Annotated in this window: 11 protein-coding genes and 6 pseudogenes; 6 read left to right on the top strand and 11 right to left on the bottom strand. The window is 64.0% G+C overall.

The annotated features are described in order from the left end of the window. Positions 1-9: 9 nt before the first annotated feature. Positions 10-1,290, bottom strand: a pseudogene (locus HQ394_RS13045) (IS1182 family transposase); the annotation flags it as partial. 2,223 nt (positions 1,291-3,513) lie between these two features. Between HQ394_RS13045 and HQ394_RS13030 the strand changes: the two are divergent. After that, the gene (locus HQ394_RS13030; protein WP_223291566.1) at positions 3,514-3,873 is read left to right on the top strand and encodes a hypothetical protein; all 360 of its coding nucleotides are present in this window, start codon (positions 3,514-3,516) and stop codon (positions 3,871-3,873) included. 85 nt (positions 3,874-3,958) lie between these two features. Here HQ394_RS13030 and HQ394_RS13025 read toward each other — a convergent pair whose 3' ends face one another. The 4 genes and pseudogenes from HQ394_RS13025 to HQ394_RS20005 all read right to left on the bottom strand — a co-directional run. Continuing rightward, positions 3,959-4,216, bottom strand: coding sequence for a hypothetical protein (locus HQ394_RS13025; RefSeq protein WP_190260595.1), 258 nt, complete (start codon positions 4,214-4,216; stop codon positions 3,959-3,961). A 51-nt stretch (positions 4,217-4,267) separates the two neighbouring features. Further along, positions 4,268-5,019, bottom strand: a protein-coding gene (locus HQ394_RS13020; RefSeq protein ID WP_190260594.1) for an IS5 family transposase whose coding sequence is annotated in 2 segments (ribosomal slippage) — positions 4,268-4,689 and positions 4,689-5,019 — 753 coding nt in all. Because the reading frame shifts where the segments join, the coding sequence is not laid out codon by codon here. 44 nt (positions 5,020-5,063) lie between these two features. Further along, entirely contained in the window at positions 5,064-5,612 is a 549-nt protein-coding gene (locus HQ394_RS13015; protein ID WP_190260593.1) for a nicotinate-nucleotide--dimethylbenzimidazole phosphoribosyltransferase, read from the bottom strand. Between the two features lie 620 nt (positions 5,613-6,232). Beyond that, a pseudogene (locus tag HQ394_RS20005) lies at positions 6,233-7,003 on the bottom strand (IS5 family transposase); the annotation flags it as partial. A 213-nt stretch (positions 7,004-7,216) separates the two neighbouring features. Between HQ394_RS20005 and HQ394_RS13000 the strand changes: the two are divergent. Beyond that, positions 7,217-7,474 (top strand): type II toxin-antitoxin system Phd/YefM family antitoxin, encoded by a 258-nt coding sequence (locus HQ394_RS13000; RefSeq protein WP_190260591.1) that lies wholly within the window; start codon positions 7,217-7,219, stop codon positions 7,472-7,474. Further along, the gene (locus HQ394_RS12995) at positions 7,474-7,905 is read left to right on the top strand and encodes a type II toxin-antitoxin system VapC family toxin (protein ID WP_190260590.1); all 432 of its coding nucleotides are present in this window, start codon (positions 7,474-7,476) and stop codon (positions 7,903-7,905) included. Before HQ394_RS13000 ends, HQ394_RS12995 begins: the two co-directional genes overlap by 1 nt. Positions 7,906-8,080: 175 nt before the next feature. On the opposite strand, the pseudogene HQ394_RS12990 reads toward HQ394_RS12995, so the two are convergent. After that, positions 8,081-8,350, bottom strand: a pseudogene (locus HQ394_RS12990) (integrase core domain-containing protein); the annotation flags it as partial. Between the two features lie 46 nt (positions 8,351-8,396). Between HQ394_RS12990 and HQ394_RS12985 the strand changes: the two are divergent. Then, positions 8,397-9,584 carry an IS30 family transposase gene (locus HQ394_RS12985; RefSeq protein WP_190260589.1) on the top strand — a complete coding sequence of 396 codons (1,188 nt, stop codon included), beginning with the start codon at positions 8,397-8,399 and terminating at the stop codon, positions 9,582-9,584. A gap of 40 nt (positions 9,585-9,624) precedes the next feature. On the opposite strand, the pseudogene HQ394_RS12980 reads toward HQ394_RS12985, so the two are convergent. From HQ394_RS12980 to istA, 4 genes and pseudogenes are all read right to left on the bottom strand, one after another. Beyond that, a pseudogene (locus HQ394_RS12980) lies at positions 9,625-10,134 on the bottom strand (IS3 family transposase); the annotation flags it as partial. 41 nt (positions 10,135-10,175) lie between these two features. Continuing rightward, positions 10,176-10,811 (bottom strand): annotated as a pseudogene (tnpC, locus tag HQ394_RS12975) (IS66 family transposase); the annotation flags it as partial. Between the two features lie 185 nt (positions 10,812-10,996). Further along, positions 10,997-11,875, bottom strand: coding sequence for an IS21-like element helper ATPase IstB (gene istB, locus HQ394_RS12970; protein ID WP_317628947.1), 879 nt, complete (start codon positions 11,873-11,875; stop codon positions 10,997-10,999). Continuing rightward, a pseudogene (gene istA, locus HQ394_RS12965) lies at positions 11,872-13,373 on the bottom strand (IS21 family transposase). The gene istB and the pseudogene istA overlap by 4 nt, the downstream one beginning before the upstream one ends. Before the next feature lie 138 nt (positions 13,374-13,511). Between istA and HQ394_RS12960 the strand changes: the two are divergent. Together HQ394_RS12960 and HQ394_RS20000 are read left to right on the top strand one after the other, a co-directional pair. Next, positions 13,512-14,204 (top strand): DUF6118 family protein, encoded by a 693-nt coding sequence (locus HQ394_RS12960; protein ID WP_190260586.1) that lies wholly within the window; start codon positions 13,512-13,514, stop codon positions 14,202-14,204. Between the two features lie 159 nt (positions 14,205-14,363). Then, positions 14,364-14,786 (top strand): helix-turn-helix transcriptional regulator, encoded by a 423-nt coding sequence (locus HQ394_RS20000; RefSeq protein WP_223291565.1) that lies wholly within the window; start codon positions 14,364-14,366, stop codon positions 14,784-14,786. 25 nt (positions 14,787-14,811) lie between these two features. Here the strand turns inward: HQ394_RS20000 and HQ394_RS12950 are convergent, their stop codons facing one another. Next, positions 14,812-16,161: a tyrosine-type recombinase/integrase gene (locus tag HQ394_RS12950; RefSeq protein ID WP_190260585.1), complete on the bottom strand. Its 1,350-nt coding sequence runs from the start codon at positions 16,159-16,161 to the stop codon at positions 14,812-14,814. Positions 16,162-16,629 lie beyond the last annotated feature (468 nt).

Below are 16,629 nucleotides of genomic sequence, written 5' to 3'. Positions count from 1 at the left end.
GGGCTATTCAAAGGGATGCTCGACGGTCCGTCGGCGGATCGTCATGCCGCCGGGGGCGCGGGCCAGACGAGCGAGCATGGCATCGATGACCGCCTCGTGTTCCCAGCGTCTCACCACGCGTTCCTTGGCCGGCGTGCACTTGGCCTTCAGAGCGCAGTCGCCGCATCTGGTCGTCCAGTAGGCGTGCAGCGTGCGGCCGTTCGCGACGGTCGTGCAGCGATGGCTGAGCGTTTCGCCCGCCGGGCAGCGATAGGTGTTCTCGGCGGCGTCGTAGATGAAATCATCCTTGCCGAAGCGGCCGGCCGCCTTGGCGCCCGAAGTGCAGGGTTTGGGTACGTAAGGGATGACGCCGATGGCCTCGCAGGCGAGGATTTCCTCACCGCTGAAGTAGCCCCGATCGGCGAGGACATCGATTGTTTCGGCACCCATCGCCGCCTTCGCCTGGCCCGCCATCGGCGACAGCAGCGTCCGGTCGACGACGGTGTTGGTGACCTCGTGGGCAACGATGAGATGATGCTCGGTGTCCACCGCGATCTGGACGTTGTAGCCGACGACGCCGGAACCGCGCATGCTGGTCGCCATCGCCCGCGCGTCCGGATCGGTCAAGGAGATCTGCTGATTCGGCGTTGACAGAACCTTCGCTTCCGTCTCCCTCAACTGCTCGAGCTTCGCCTTCATCGCGGCGATCTTTTCCTTCAGGCGCTCCGCCTTGGCCTCGGCGACGTCGTTCTCCTGCAGGTCGGCGGCGTCCAGCGATTGAAGGTAGCGCTCGATGCTCTGTTCCACCTGACCGATGCGCCGCTTCAGCTTGCCCTTGGTGAAGTTTCGCTCCCGGGCGTTGGCCGCCTTGAATTTGGCGCCGTCGGTGGCGGCCACGGCGCGGGCGAACAGCCCCAGATCGCGGCAAAGACCGACGAAGCGGGCGCAGACCGCCTGGATCGCCGGGCCATTGTCCTTGCGGAAGTCGGCGATCGTCTTGAAATCCGGCGCCAGCCGGCCGGTCAGCCACATCAGCTCAAGGTTGCGCCCCGCCTCGCGCTCCAGCCGCCGGCTCGACGGGATCCGGTTGAGGTAACCATAGAGGTAGATCTTGAGGAGCGTCGACGGATGATACGCGGGCCGACCCGTCGCCTTCGGCCTCGCACCAGCAAAGCCGAGCGCCGCCAAATCCAAGTCTTCGACATAGAGATCGACAACCCGAACCGGATTCTCCTCGTCGACATAGTCTTCCAGACGGGCCGGCAGCAAACTCAGCTGCGCGCGATCCTCACCTTCAACAAACCGTTTCATCCCGACCTCCCAGCAAGCGCCAAGAGCATGAACCAAACTGGAGTTTTCACACAGCCACTCCCAGGAGCGTCGATGCCCTGCCGGAACTCGGGATAAACGCTTTCAGTCCCATTCCAACCGTTCGAAGGTTGGTCTCTTCGTCGAAGCGTGCCGGAGATGACGGAAGGCGTCGCTCTCGACTGCCGCCGTTGCAGAGTTCGGCGCCGCCCTGTCTACCGCCGTATTCGACTTCTAGGTCGTGGCATCGCCCTTCTCCGACCAATTGAATCTGCGACGCGGCGGCTGACGTGGCGCCCGGCGCACGTCGCGGCTTGAAGACATGCGTCGGACTCCGCCCGCCGGCTATTCCGACCCAAGGGGTGGGCCAGATCCTGCTGCCTGGCAGTCGATTTCGATGCAAGCCGATTGAAGCCTAAGTTGCATTCGGCTACAATCAACATCAACTCCGATCGGGATACCGACAGGCACGGCGACGGAACGATTAGCCCGGCGGCGCAGACGGAAGTCAATTACGGCCCGCTGTCGAATAGACGGAGCCCTACCTGATCGTAGCGGCGCAAACCCGCAAGACGCACGCGCCGCGCCCCCGCCTGAGAAATCCCGCATCCGGTGCCAAGACTGTTCGGCACCAAGACTGATGTATCCCTGTGTAGGACGCTCGGAACTATCTTCGCGCAGCCGCGCGAGCACTCGCCTCCGAGTAAATTGCTGGGCTGTTTTTTGTCATACTGCATAGAACCGAAAAGGGAGCGTTCGAAAAAGACAAGAATGCACAGGAGAAACTGGCGCACTCTTTTTTTGCGCTGTTCCAGCAACATGGGAGTGAGAGAGATGGATGGACTACATAGTACAAAGGAGCACCGACGGCGTCATCATCAGTGGGTCTCACGTATACGTGCGCTCGCCTGCTCCACTGCACTAGTGTCGGCGGCGATGGTCGTGTTACCGACCGGCGGTCGGGGCGCCGACGATCAGCCTGTCACCCAAGCGGCGGCGGCGCAAACGCAGGTTCCGATCCTTGATCGGCCGGTAACCCTGCCGGCCAGGCAGGAGCCGGAGCAGGTGCCAAGCGTTCAGACGCCCGTTGAAATCCATCGCCCGGCTTCGGTGAGTGATGCAGAATACGCGGCGGAGAAGGCGGCGGCGGAAACGTTGCAGGCGCCAACCGGTGCAGTGCAGATTCCGCTGCCCCCTCGGGCGCTGGTCTTCAGGCTGCGGTCCCCACCAACTTTCTCGGTCTCAACCGGCTGACAGCGGCCAACAACGGGTTCGTCTTCTTTCCGCCGGACACGATCGCAGGCAAGAGCCCCAACCGAGTCGTCGAAGCGGTAAACAGCGCCGTCCGGCTGTTTAATGCGACTGGCGGCGTCTTGGCCACGGCCAATCTGAATACGTTTTTCGGCGCTGCAACATCGCAAGGGCTGTTGTTTGACCCGAAGGTCTACTATGACCGGAACGCGGCTAATCCCAGGGTGTACGTCGTGGCGCTGCAGGTCTCGGGCCGCGGCGATAGCAACCTCGCCAACGACGTCTCCAGGATGTGGGTGGCGGTTTCTCGCAGTCCCGATCCGACGAACCTCACGACCAACTGGTGTCGCTACAACATCGACGCTCGCGGCGAGATTGGCGCGTCCACCGAGAGCTGGGGCGACTACCCGGGGATAGGCGCCGGCGCAGACTCGTTCTCCATGACGCTGAATAACTTCGCTTTCAGTAACGACGCCTTCCGGTTCGCCCGTATCCACGTCTGGAACAAGAACATCGCTTCGAACAACGCGGCCTCATGCCCAACTGTCCCGCGCTTCATCTTCCAGCCGTCGGGTACTGCCGGCAACTTCGGACTGTTTACGATCCAGCCGGCACAGCATTACACCAGTCCGTCCTCAGGAACCGGGACAACCAACCCGGCGTACTACTTGAGCACGACACGTGGATCGAGCAACCAGTACCAGGTCCATCGCGTCCGCAATGTGGCCAGCGGCGCCCCGACCTACACGCGGGTGACGCTCACCAGTGGGAGTTACGGAATCCCGCCGAGTGGGACCCAGCCCGGCACGACGACACGCATCGACTCCGGCNGACAACCGCATGTTGCAAGTAGCCGGCATCGGCAACACCGTCATCGGCCAGTTCACGACGGTTTGCAACTTCACAGCCGGCACCGTCAATGAGTCCTGCACGCGTACGCCACGAGTATCGATCGGGATCGGAGCTGGCGGCGTATTGACCGCGTCAATCCCGGAAAACACCTTCGCGGGTTTTGGCAACGACATATATGTGCACCACCCAAGCATTGCGATCGACACCGCGCTGCGATCGGGCTCAACATGGGAGTTCAATGGCGATAACTTTCGCCTGAGTTCAGCGGCGATGATCAAGAACGTGAACGCCGGCTGGACTGGCGTGCAAACCTATGCGCCTGGCAGCTGCTCCTACGCGGGCGGCGGGACGTTCCGCAGCGGCGACTACTCCGGCGCCCAGCTTGACCCCAGTTTGTTCGGGTTCTGGCTGGCCGGTGAGCAGGCGGTCACGCTCAGCGGCTCCTGCCAGTGGCAAACCCGGATCGCGCGGCTCACCCCTTAGGACGATGGTGGCGTCGCGCTGAACGCCGATCCGCGGACCCGGGGACATTTCCCGGGTCCGCATTTTTCTGGCCAGCTGCTTCGTTTCAGCGCACCCCGGTGTCACAGATGATGTCCACTCGCACGTAGCGATCTGAGGGTACGGTGATGTCAACCGGCGTGCACATCATCTCCTCTACCCGGGTCTCGATCACGTAGTCGCCCGGCGACAGCGCGACCTGAAACCAGCCGTCCGCCCCGGAGGCCGCTATGGCAACCCGCTCCTCCGAGCGTCGGTGAACGAAGACCTGCGCCGCGAGGAGCGGCGAAGCGCAGCGGCAACCCCCGGTTTCGACGGGAGACAATGGCCACTTCGTCACGCGTCCCAGTACGCCTGTGCTAGGGCCTGTTGAGATTCACCGTGAGTTTATGACGGCGGCGACGAGATAGATATTGGCGCTGAAGCTTTGGTCTGTTTTGTCGGCACGCATGGCGATGCGCTTGAACTCTTTGAGCTTACAGAAGAAGTTTTCGATGAGATGGCGCCATTTGTACATCTCGGCATCGAATGGGAGAGGCTTGCTCCGGCGCGGATGCTGGGAGATGACGATCTTGGCGCCGCGCTCGTTGAGCTCAGCGACGATGTCGTTGCTGTCGAAGGCTTTGTCGGCGATGAAAGCGTCGAATTGGAGGCCGTCGATGAGCGGGGCAACGCCGACGGTATCGAAGCGGTGGCCCGGCAGGAGTGCGAAGCGCACGAGATTGCCCAGGGCATCGGTCAGGGCCAGGATCTTGGTCGTCATGCCGCCTTTGGAGCGCCCTATGGCCTGGCTCTGAGTCCCCCTTTTGCGCCCTGGCCATGGCGGTGAACCTTGACGATGGTGGCGTCGACCATGGCGTACTCCATATCGGGATCATCCGAGCAAGCCTCGAAAAGCCGAATGAAAACATCGGCTTTGACCCAGTCTCGGTAGCGCTTGAAGACGGTGTTCCAGTTGCCGAAAAAGGCCGGCAAATCACGCCAGGGACTGCCCGTGCGAACCACCCACAGAACCGCCTCGACAAAGAGCCGATTGTCTCTGCCGCTGCGACCCGCGTCCGTTGGCTTGCCCAGGCAGTGCGGTTCCATTCTCGCCCATTGGGCGTCTGTCAGTACAAAACGTTCCATCCATAGCTTGAATCACAATCAAGCCAAGGATGGAATCCTGAATCTCAACAGGCCCTAGGCGGCGTGGACGGCGATGGCGTAATCGCCAATCGGTCCGATAGCCCGTCACCGGATGCACAATCCTCAGAAGCGCCGATTGTCATTTGCCGTCGATCGACCTGATCAAGCGGGCCGTCCTCCTCCGCGTGGCCGGGCTCAGTGATCACCAAAATTCGAGGGGTGGTCGCCCCAGTTCCCGCCTCCTGGGTTTGCGATTCGGAGAACACCCCGACGACCAGCCCAGCGATAGTTACGACTGTGATCAGACCATGCATGCGTCGCCCTTGTTCGCCGGTGCTCACGCCGGGCCCGGCGAAGCTGGCCATCCCGATATGGCAGTCGAGCGCAGCCCGCACCAAGCCTATCGCCAGCACCGCACGGAACGCTTCGCCCACAGTCACATGTCGAGGTCGAGCAGCGGCCGCTGACATGAGCGGCGCAGCAGCAACGGTGCTCGGCTCGGCCGAGATGTCGGCGATGCGGCGATGGTCAAGCGCGTTCGCCTGCAGGCTTGCGAGCGGCGCCGCCGAAAGTGCACGGCGCGGACGATCCAAAGTTACCGATCCAGCCGAGCTGGCGCTCTCGGGTGGCCCGGATACGTCCCCGTCCGGACGGCTGTAGCTGACCGCGACGGGTGCGCCCGCCGGTCGTGCGGCGTTCTGCGCCGCACCGGAGGTGAGCGCCGAAGTGGTAGCACTGCGGAGGTGACGCGGGCCCGCTCGGCGTGGGCAAGTGTCACAGCGAGTGCCTCGTTCATAAGACATCGGACGCGATATGAAAAATTGCGGACATCGGCGGTGGCGGAGAGCGAATGTTCTGGGGCGGGAAAGCCGACTTCGATTGCGTCTGCTTTAGCGACAGATGGTTGGTGTTAGGTCGTCGCCATGAACAGGCCTCCCCCACGGTGGGCGTCACGGCCGAGCAGGATGGGGCCGCTGGCGGTGACGCGGAACTGAAGGCGCGCTTCGGGGTGCCGCGCCGGCCGATATGACGTTCGGGAAATCCAAATTTCCGCCCGCCTGAACAAGTCGTCGTCTGGTCGGGGATCGGCAGCCGACTCAAGGGACAGCAGACCGGCGACACCGGCGCATATCTCGTCGATGTCTTCTTCGCCATCGCTCCATCCTCTCAAGATTTGGAGCCTCCGGGAAAACCGGTGCGGATCAGTCTGGCAGCGAAACATCGCCGTCTCGACCAACGATCGGCGGCCATAGCCGGTCGCCCGCTGCCAGCCGATGCGCCCCCGTTGAGCGATGGTCTGGAGGTGGCGGTCGCGCCGGGTTGGCGCCTGGCCGGCGACGGCCCGGTACACCGGCTCGCCGTCGTAGGCGCCGTCGGCGGTCACCGACGCGATGTCGCCGGCGACCGGATCGAGCAAGCTGCCGACCTGGGTGGGGTCGCCCTGGACCTTGTCCGTTAGCTCGCACGCCAGGATCTCGCCGCTGTCGGGATCGACTGCCAGATGCAGTTTGCGCCAGCTGTGCCGATTACGGCCGCCATGCTTTTCCCGGTGCCATTCGCCGGCACCTTACACCTTCAGCCCGGTGCTATTGATGACGACATGCACCGGCCCCTTCGCTCCGGCCAGATCCGCGGCCAGCGACATCGCCGCGCTGCGGCGCGACAGCGTCGTGTGGTGTGGGATGCCGATCTCCAGCTTCATCAGTCGAGCCACCAAGCGCAGCGGCCCTTCGGTCTGCCGCCAGGGCCGGCCGAACGCCAGACGCAACATCACCCCGGTCTCGATCGCCACCTCCGCGTAGGTTGGCGATCGCCCCCGCCGGCCCGTCTGCGGCGGGTGCCAAGCGGCCACCGCCTCCGGCGTCAGCCACACCGTCAGATCCCCGCGACCCCGCAGCGCGGCATCATACGTCGGCCAGTTCTCGACGCGGTAACGAGCCTTTGGGATCTTGTGGCGGCGGGCTTCGTTCGCTTTGTACGGCATCGGGGCTCCTGAGCAGGCGGGCGGGCCGCCTCTGTACCCTAAGCCCCACTTCTCGTCAGCCCGGTGATGACCGATTTGCGCACCAACGCCGATGCAGACGTCTTCTGCATTCGACAACGGGCGTCCGACCAATCGACCACGTCTCCCACTTGAACAAAGGCCAGACATGTAGCAACATAACTACAGTTGTGATTTCCTCACGGAGGCATGGCCATGACGATCACGACCCTCTCCAGCCGGGAGTTCAATCAGGACACCAGCCGCGCGAAGAAGGCCGCCGCGGAAGGGCCGGTGTTCATCACCGATCGCGGCAAGCCTGCCCATGTGCTACTCAGCATCGAGGAATACCACCGGCTGACGGGAGGGCAAGGCAGCATCATCGATAGGCTGGGCCTGCCGCCAGGCATTGAAGACGTGGAACTTGAGATTCCGCCGACGCGCGATCTCGCCCGGCCAGCAGACCTCACCTGATGTTCCTGCTCGACACGAACGCGATTTCCGAGCTGCGGAAGGCGAGGGCGGGCAAGGCCGATCGCAACGTGGCAACGTGGGGTCGAACCGTCCCCACCGGAAGCCTCTTCCTGTCGGCGATTGTCATCCAGGAGCTGGAAATCGGCGTGTTGCTCGCCGAGCGCCACGACCCTCCCAAGGGGGCGACACTCCGCGCGTGGTTGGACGACCATGTGCTGCCCGCCTTTTTGCNNGAGCGCATCCTACCCGTCGATACGGCCGTGGCACGCCGCAGCGCGGCTCTCCATGTCCCCAATCCTCGGCCAATCCGAGACGGGTTGATCGCGGCGACCGCGCTTGTTCATGGCATGACCGTCGTTACCCGGAACGTGGCCGATTTCGCCCCCACAGGCGTGCCGCTCCTGAATCCGTGGAATGATCCACCGGCCTGATGCCGGACCCGCATTCCGCAGAGTGGCCCTCGGCATCGGCCAGACCGGTTTCGATGCGCGACACCAGTCCGGGACCAGCCTTCCTCGCCGGCGGCACCGATCCTCGAAGCGGTCGCCCCCTCCACGCAATCGATAGTCCCGTTAAATGATCTTCCCCGGAAAAGTGGACACTGGGTTATGCGGCGCGCAGCTCGGCTTTCTCGGGTGTGCGGTAGCCGAAGGCGGAGTGGAGCCGCTGACGGTTGTAGTAGGTTTCGATGTAGGCGAACAGGTCGCGTCGCGCCTCGTTGCGAGTGTTGTAGCGGGTGTGATGGACGAGTTCGGTCTTCAGGGTGTGGAACCAGCTTTCCATCGGCGCATTGTCCCAGCAATTGCCCTTCCGGCTCATCGACGGCACGATGCCGCTCGCTCTCAGCACCGCGCGATAGTCGCCGGCGGCATATTGGGCGGATTCAACCGGTTGTCGCAACACCCAGAAGTTGGAGGTTGCGATGAGGGTTCGAAAGCGACGATCCCATCGGTCTGGACGAGCGCCATTGCTGTCGCCGGGTCGGCCGCCCGTGTCGAGCCGCGATGAACGCCGGCGTTTCTGGTCAGCAATCGTCGCGGGAATGAGCAGCGAAGATGCTGCGGTTGCAGTCGGTGTGTCGCAGGCTGTTGGAACCAGATGGTTTCGAAAGGCAGGCGGCATGCCTCCAGCAATGTTCAGATCCTCGGCAAAGCCACTCTCGGGACGCTACCTGTCGCTTCCGGAGCGTGAGGAGATTGCGGTCAACTCGGCCTTGCGCACGTATGTAGAGGAGAGATTGGCTGGCATCGTCGTCGCTCCGAGCGGCATGCGCATTCCCGGTCCCACTGTTGCCTGGAAAGGCCGTCTGCATGGCCCCCGACAAGATCGGCGATGGGCCAAGGCCTGGAGCCCGGAACAGATCGCGCGGCGCTTGCTGATCGACTTCCCCGAAGACATGACAATGCGCATCAGCCATGAAGCCATCTACCAGGCACTCTTCGTCCAAGGCCGAGGAGTTCTGCGCCGCGAACTCACAGCGTGCTTGCGAACAGGGCGGGCGTTGCGCATGCCAAGGGCGCGAGTAGGCCGGCGCGGCAAGAGTTTTGTCTCGCCCGAGATCATGATCAGCCAGCGCCCTGCCGAAGCGGCCGATCGGGCGGTGCCAGGACACTGGGAAGGAGACCTCATCCTGGGCCTTGGCAGTTCGGCAATCGGAACATTGGTCGAGCGCACGACCCGCTTTACGATGCTACTGCATCTTCCCCGTCTATCGGGCCACGGCGATGCGCCGCGCACAAAGAACGGGCCCGCTCTTGCTGGCCATGGAGCGGAGGCTGTGCGCAGCGCGATTACGCGCACGATCATCACCTTGCCCGAGGAGCTGCGCCGATCGCTGACCTGGGATCAGGGAGCCGAAATGGCCCAGCATGCCCGTCTCAAGATTGATGCAGGCGTCCAAGTCTACTTCTGCGATCCGCAAAGCCCATGGCAGCGTGGCAGCAATGAGAACACCAATGGTCTTCTGCGCCAGTACTTTCCAAAAGGCACCGATTTGAGTGCCTATAGCGCAGACGCGATCGCCGCCGTGGCGGCCACCCTTAACTCAAGGCCGAGAAAGACCCTGGGCTGGAAAACACCCGCAGAGGCGCTTGACGAATGGCTGCGGTAGGTCAACAGAATCCGTGTTGCGACAACCGTTTGAATCTGGATTGACTGCCGCGGTCGGAGTGGTGGATCAATCCACGACCCGGCCGCTGCCGCTGGATCGCCATCGTCAGCGCGGCGATCGCCAACTCCTGGCGCAGGTGATCGCGCATCGCCCATCCCACCACCTTGCGNGCGAACAGGTCGAGGACGACGGCGAGGTACAGCCAGCCCTCGTCGGTCGGGATGTAGCTGATGTCGGCCAGCCAGATTTCGTTCGGCCGGGTGGCGATAAAGGTCTGATCGAGGAGATTGTCGGCGACGGGCTGGCCGTGGTTGCTGTCGGTGGTGACCATCCGAAACCGGCGGTGTGTCGCCGCGCGGATGCGGTGGCGGCGCATCAGCCGTTCGATGCGGCCGCGGCCGACCGAGCGACCCTCGGCCCGCAAGGCGGCGTAGATGCGCGGCGCGCCGTAGCGGTCGCGGTGCTGCTCGTGAATGCGCCGGATGTCGGCGAGCAGAGCTCGGTTCGCCACCGCCCTGGGACTTTCGGGTCGCCTCCGCCACGCGTAGTAGCGTCCGAGGACGCCCACGGCCGAGATGGCCTGAGGATTGCTCAGACGGCCGGAGCCTTGGCGGCGGGTGCCGCCCAGTGCCACGGGAGGAGTTCGTCAATGCGGCGGATCGGGTGCTCGGCGATCCGCGCGAGCACGTCCCGCAACCAGGCGAACGGGTCGATGCCGCCCAGTTTGCTGGTCTCGATCAGGCTGTAAACGGCGGCGGCGCGGGCGCCTCCGGCATCGGAGCCGGCGAACAACCAGTTCTTTCGGCCCAGGCTGACGCCGCGGAGGGTGTTTTCGGCGCGGTTGTTGTCGATCTCCAGCCGGCCGTCGTCCGCGAAGCGGGTCAGTGCGGTCCAGTTGGCGAGCGCGTAGCGGAACGCCTGGGCGAGCCCGCTCTTCGCCGGCAGCCGGCCGAGCTGGGCGGTCAGCAAGCCGCGNGTCTGATCCTGCCGGACGGCGCGGCGCTGGTCGGGCGGCCGGCCGCGGATCGTCGCCTCGATGCGGTAGAGCTCGGCGATCCTCGCCAGCGCGGTGGCGGCGACCGGCGATTTCGTGCTCTCGTGCACCTCGAAGATCTTCCGCCTCGCGTGCGCCCAACAGGCGACCTCGACGATCCGCTCGCCGTAGAGCCTGTCGAAGCCGGTGTAGGCGTCCGCCTGCAGGAAGCCGCGGAACCGGGCGAGGTGGCCGGCCGCGCTCGACCGGCAGGCGAAGCGCGGCCGGACGTGGCGGATCACCCGAAACTGCGTGTCAACGGCGGAGCAATTCTGGGCCACTGTAGCGGAGTAAAAGCAGGCCATTTGGGCGAGAGCGGTGCAATCACGGCAAGGGGCCCGATCGGGCCCCTTGCCGTGCGTCGGCTTTGCCTCGGGGATCAGGGCTTGCTGGTTTTGCCGGTCTCGGGATCGACGGTCTCGGCGGTGGTCTGGTTTTGCTCCGCCCGATCGGCTGCGGTGGGGGGACGACGACGTCCGGCGGATTGCTTCAACCGGTAGCTGTCGCCGTTCATGGTGAGGATATGGACGTGGTGGGTCAGGCGGTCGAGCAGCGCGCCGGTGAGCCGTTCCGATCCCAGCACCGAGGTCCAGTCCTCGAACGGCAGATTGGAGGTGACGAGGGTCGAGCCGCGCTCGTAGCGCTGGGAGAACACCTCGAACAGAAGTTCCGCCCCGGTCGGCGACAGCGGCAGGTAACCGAGTTCGTCGACGATGAGCAACATCACCGACTGGAGATCGCGTTGCAGCTTCAGCAAGCGGCGCTCGTCACGCGCCTCCATCAACTGGTGCACGAGGGCGGCTGCGGTGGTGAAGGCGACGGTGAACCCCTTCTGGCAGGCGGCAAGAGCGAGGGCGAGCCCGACATGGGTCTTGCCGGTGCCACTGTTGCCGAGCGCGATGACGTTCTCCCGGCGCAGGATGAACTCGCAGCGGGCCAGCTCGAGCACCAGCATCTTGTTGAGGCTGGGAATCGCGGTGAAGTCGAAGGTGTCGAGGCTTTTGACCGCCGGGAAGCGTGCTGCCTTGATCCGCCGCTCGACCATTCGGCGTTCTCGGTCGATCAGTTCGAGTTCCACCAGGCGCAGCAGATAGCGGGGATGATCGACGCCGTCGCGTGCGCATTCGCGGGCGATCTTGTCGTATTCCCGCAGAACGGTCGGCAGCTTCAACTGCTTGAGGTGATGCGCCAGCAGAACCTGCGGTGTGCCGCTTGTCGTTCCCGCCGGCATCGCATCAGCGCCCGCCTTGCCGGTCATGCCGTTGTCCCGGGAACGAGAACGGCGTAGTCAGCCGCCGCCGTCATCCTGACGTCCATTTTCGGCAGATGTGGATAGGCCGTCAGGTCGAGCCGGGCCGGCCGCCGCTCGACGCGCGCCAGAGCAATCTGCTTGACCGCATCAAAGCCGATGACGCCGAGCCGGATCGCTTCGCTGACCGCGCTCGCCACCATCTCCATCGGGATCGCCTCCATCAGCCGCAGCACCTGGATGAACTCCCGCCTGCCGCGGTTGCCCATGCGCGCCTCGAGGAGATGGCGCAGGTGCTGGAACGCCTCCGGCAGATCCCAGTCTTTCAGCGCCGCCGCCTGGTCGAGGGCATTCGGCTTCGTCTCGATCAGCGCCAGATAGTGCAGCGGCTCGAATACGAAGGTGCCCGTGCCATAGCAGCGACGATGCCGGGCGATCGCCTCGCCGGCACAAAGGATCACCACCTCGTCGACGAAGCCCTTCACCACAACATCCCGGAAGCCGTATGCCGTCGGTACCGAGTAGTCGTTGCCGCGGTAGCGGACCAGGGCGGTCGATGAGACACGGGCCGCCCGCTTCTCGCTCGGCTCCAATGGCACCGCCGGCAAATCCCGGAAGGCTTCGAGGTCGGCGACGAGACGCTCGCCGATGGTTTCGCCGTGGCGACCGGCGCGTTCGCCTCGTCGCTGCCGGCAGCGCTCTTCCAGCATGGCATTGAGATCGTCGAAGCTTGCCGCCTGGGGGATCGGCGTCAGGAAGTTCGATCGAGCATACTTCACCAGCCCCTCGACCTTGCCCTTGTCGTTGCCCTTGCCGGGACGGCCGAAGCGATCCTGGAACAGGTAATGGCTCTGCAGTTCCGTAAAGGCCCGGGTGCGCTCCCGCCTGCCGTCGCCGCAGATCTTCGCCACCGCGAGCGTCGTGTTGTCGTAAAGCACCGACAACGGCACGCCGCCAAAGAAGGCGAATGCCGACACATGCCCGTCGTCGAGGAAGGCTTCCGTCGTCTCCGCCGGATAGGCCTTCACGAAAGGAGTATCCGATTGCGGCAGGTCCATGCAGAAGAAGTGGATCTTCTGCCGGACGCCGCCGATCACGCCGATCGCCTCGCCAAAGTCGACCTGCGCATGACCGGACGGATGAGCCAGCGGCACGAAGGTCTCCCGCAATCTCCCCGAGCAACCCGGACGTAGTCCCTCACCACCGTCAGACCGCCGGCATAACCGTGCTCGTCGCGCAGTCGCTCGAAGATCCGCTTGGCCGAATGCCGCTGCTTCGAAGGCGCCGTCCTGTCGGCCTCGAGGATGGCGTCGATCACCGGCAGCAGCACCCCGAGCTTCGGCTTCTTCACCGGCTTCGTTCGCGTGTAGCCGGGCGGCAACGAGAACCGGCACATCTTCGAAACCGTCTCACGGCTCAGCCCGAACACCCGGGCCGCCTCACGCCGGCTGTTGCCCTCGATGAAAACGAAATGCCGAACGGCGGCGTAGACTTCCACGGCAAACATCCCCGGCCGCCCCCAAAAAAAGGAGACAGCCTAACCACTGGCCGGATTTTACTCCGGCGCGGCAGCACCAATCACCGCCGCTACCTGGCCTAATTTGTCACCGCCATACACAACGCCACAAGCGACAACCTGCTTCCCGTGCCGACTCCGGACTCCGATAGGGCCGAAGCCGCCTTCAACCGGCTCGCCGATCAGGTCAGCTTGCTCGGCGCGGCCGTGGCCGGCCTCGCCGCCAGGCGGGACGAGACCCCGGACTACACCGAAACGCTTGGACAGATCGCCGCCGAGCAACAGACTCTGCGCAAGGCCGTCGAGACGATGGCAGCGAGGCCAGCGATGAGGCTCACCNCCGATGCGATGACGCGGGAGATTGCCGCCGCCGGACAACAGGCGCGCGCCGAGGATGAGGCGGCGCTTGCCAATGCTCGCCACCAGATGGAACGAACAGCGGGCGAGTTCACGGCACTGATCGGCACGGCCGCCGGACNNATCCGCCAACAACGCAAACACCTCGCATGGGCGGCAAGCGGCGGTCTCGTCGCGGGATTGCTCATATCGATGGTCGTGGCCGGCATGATCGCGCGTGAGCTGCCGCGAAACTGGCATGTGCCCGAGCGCATGGCCCGGCACATGATCGGCGAGCCCAGCTTATGGGAGGCCGGCGTTCGCCTCATGCGCGCCGACGCTCCCGAGATATGGGCCGCCACCGCCGCTGCCATCGACATGAGGCGCGAGAACGCCACCGTCATCGCCGGGTGCGAGCAGAATGCCGCCCGAACGGCCAAGCCGGTCCAATGTACGATTACCATCAAACCGAAGGGAGGCGCCTGAAAGGGACGAAGGGCTCGGACCGTAGAACTATCCTATTTTCCGCCTCCGCTGCGCCACACGACTACGAAGCNNCTAAACATCTATTGCACAATAACAAATTCTCATCNNCTTGCCTGTCTTGGCAGTTCTCAGAAATAGCCAGCAGGAGGCATCGCAGCCATGCGCCAACCAGACCGTATCATCCGCCTGAAAACCGTCCTCGACCGTACCGGCCTGTCTCGGTCCACCATCTACCGCAAGATCGCCGAGGGCACGTTCCCGGCTCAGATCAGGATCAGCGTCAACGGCGCGGGGTGGAAAGAATCCGACATCGACCGTTGGATCGCCGATCCCGTCGGCTGGCGGGCCGCCAATGACAACGACGAACCGGGCGTAGAAGCCACCCACCATGCCCCCGCTGACACGCCGGAGCCGAGCGCATATCTCGTCCCGGCAAATGACAACCGCACTGTGGATGGCCCCGCCGCCGAGGCGCTACGCAAAGGCGATGCTATCATCCCCGAGCTTGAACACCTCATCGGCCACCGCATGGCCGGCGAGGACTTCGCCGCACGTATCGCCGCCGCGAACGACAACGACTGACAGAGTGGACGCGGCCGCATGTAGCTCAGAGATCGTCGTCAAGTTCGTCGTCGTGGACCTCGGCGGCGCGCTGCTTCGCATCGGCGATCAGGTCTTTCGCGGATTCGCCCTTCACCCAAGCGTCGAGCATATCAGCCCAGCACTGAAGCATGATCTTCCGCTCGGCGAGATAGCGGTTCACATTGTAGACGGCCGCGATCCGGTTCCGGGGTGCGTGGGCCAAGCTCATCTCGATCCAGCGATCATCGAACTTGGCGCGGTTCAGGCCGGTCGAAAACGTGCGGCGCAGGTCGTGAACGCCGAAGCTCTGAAAGTCCGGGTCATCCTCGCAGATACGCTCTACCACCGTGTCGATCACGCGGTTGAGCGTGGCGTTGCTGATGGGCGTATCGCCGTCGTAGCGGCCGGGGTGCAGGTATCGGCTGGCACCGAACATGGTGCGGAACGCCGTCAGAATGTCGAGCGCCTGATCGCTCAGTGGGACGACATGCGCCTTGCCGGCCTTCATGCGCTCGGCCGGGATCGTCCAGCGAGCAGCGGCGAAGTCGATTTCCTTCCATGTTGCGTCGATGAACTCCGACTTACGAACGCCGGTCAGCAGGACAAACTTCACCGCCGAGCGCAATGTGGGCGCCGCCGTCACATGATCCAAGGCCGCCAGGACTGCGCGGACCTCGGACGGCGACAGGGCGCGCTCGCGCGGCTCGAAGGTGGCGATGGCGCTGGTGCGGATCGACTCGGCCGGGTTGCTCACGTCCAGCCCGCTTCCCTGGGCGTGGCGAAACACCAGCAGCACGACCTCGCGGACATGCACGGCGACGGCCGGCCCGCGCTTCTCCTTAACCTCGTCGCACAGACGTTTGAGACGCTGCGGCGTCACCTCCCCCAGCTTGAGCTTCGACAACTCGCCCGCGATGGCGCGATCATAGACGGATCGCCGCATTGCCAAGGTGCTGTCGGCCAGTTTCTCGGCCCCCGACTTGGGATCGGCTTTGTGCTTGAAATAGGCTTCCGCCCATCCGCCGAACGTGAACGCCTCGGCTGACGCGATGCGCTTCTCCACCTTGGCTTTCGACGGCGACTCGCCCCGCTCGACCTGACGCCGGGCGCGCGCCAGCAGTGTCCTCGCCTCCGCAAGCGAGACCTCCATGCCGTATTCCAGCGCGTCGGGCGCCCGCGTCAGCTTGCGCGCCGCCTCGGCGCGATATCGGCCGATGGTCAACACCTCTTGCCGCCCGTTCACCCGGTACTGGTACCGGAACGATATGACACCGGTCGGCGTGACGGCCGCGTACATCCCGTCACGATCCGTCACCTTGTACAGCTTGGCCCTCGGCTTGAGGTTTTTCAGTTCTTTATCAGTGAGATCGCCCATAAATCCGCATCCGGTCAGGGGNGCGATCGGATACCATNNCAGGAGGGGCTGTTGGTACCGAAAGCCCGTTTCTCGACCATCCTGCGCCATACCAACATCGGTACCAACAAAGTGGCCGGGTTGGGGTGACATGCAGCGATACGGGGTTGGAAAAATAATCCTTGTCAGTCAAAGAGATGGTGCGATTTCCGGCACGGAGCGGGATGGTCTGAAACCACCCTAATTCACTCCCACTCGATTATTAACGGGCTACATAACTCTTTGAAAACACGCCGTTAAAAATATTTTTTGCAGCACTATACCGTCAACTGTCCCGCCAAAACGGCCAGCTCTTGATATTGCTGCATTTTTCCCGGAAACCCCGAAATACCGTACTTTCGGGGACTATCGTCAAGCGATGGATGCAGGAAACAATCCGGTTCGGTCCGTGCATCCTGCCGATTTCACGACGTAGCCCTATCATCAATA

This window comes from Defluviicoccus vanus (assembly GCF_014672695.1).
GTDB lineage: Bacteria > Pseudomonadota > Alphaproteobacteria > Rhodospirillales > Defluviicoccaceae > Defluviicoccus > Defluviicoccus vanus.
The sequence above is the reverse complement of the archived record's forward strand: the minus strand, read 5'-3'. Positions and strand labels throughout refer to the sequence as shown.

Bases quoted from the DNA above. Each gene is read 5' to 3' on its own strand.
- HQ394_RS13000 (WP_190260591.1), top strand. From the start codon at position 7,217: ATGACGATCACGACCCTCTCCAGCCGGGAGTTCAATCAGGACACCAGC.
- HQ394_RS20000 (WP_223291565.1), top strand. From the start codon at position 14,364: ATGCGCCAACCAGACCGTATCATCCGCCTGAAAACCGTCCTCGACCGT.
- istB (WP_317628947.1), bottom strand. From the start codon at position 11,875: ATGACCGGCAAGGCGGGCGCTGATGCGATGCCGGCGGGAACGACAAGC.
- HQ394_RS12950 (WP_190260585.1), bottom strand. From the start codon at position 16,161: ATGGGCGATCTCACTGATAAAGAACTGAAAAACCTCAAGCCGAGGGCC.
- HQ394_RS12985 (WP_190260589.1), top strand. From the start codon at position 8,397: ATGAGGGTTCGAAAGCGACGATCCCATCGGTCTGGACGAGCGCCATTG.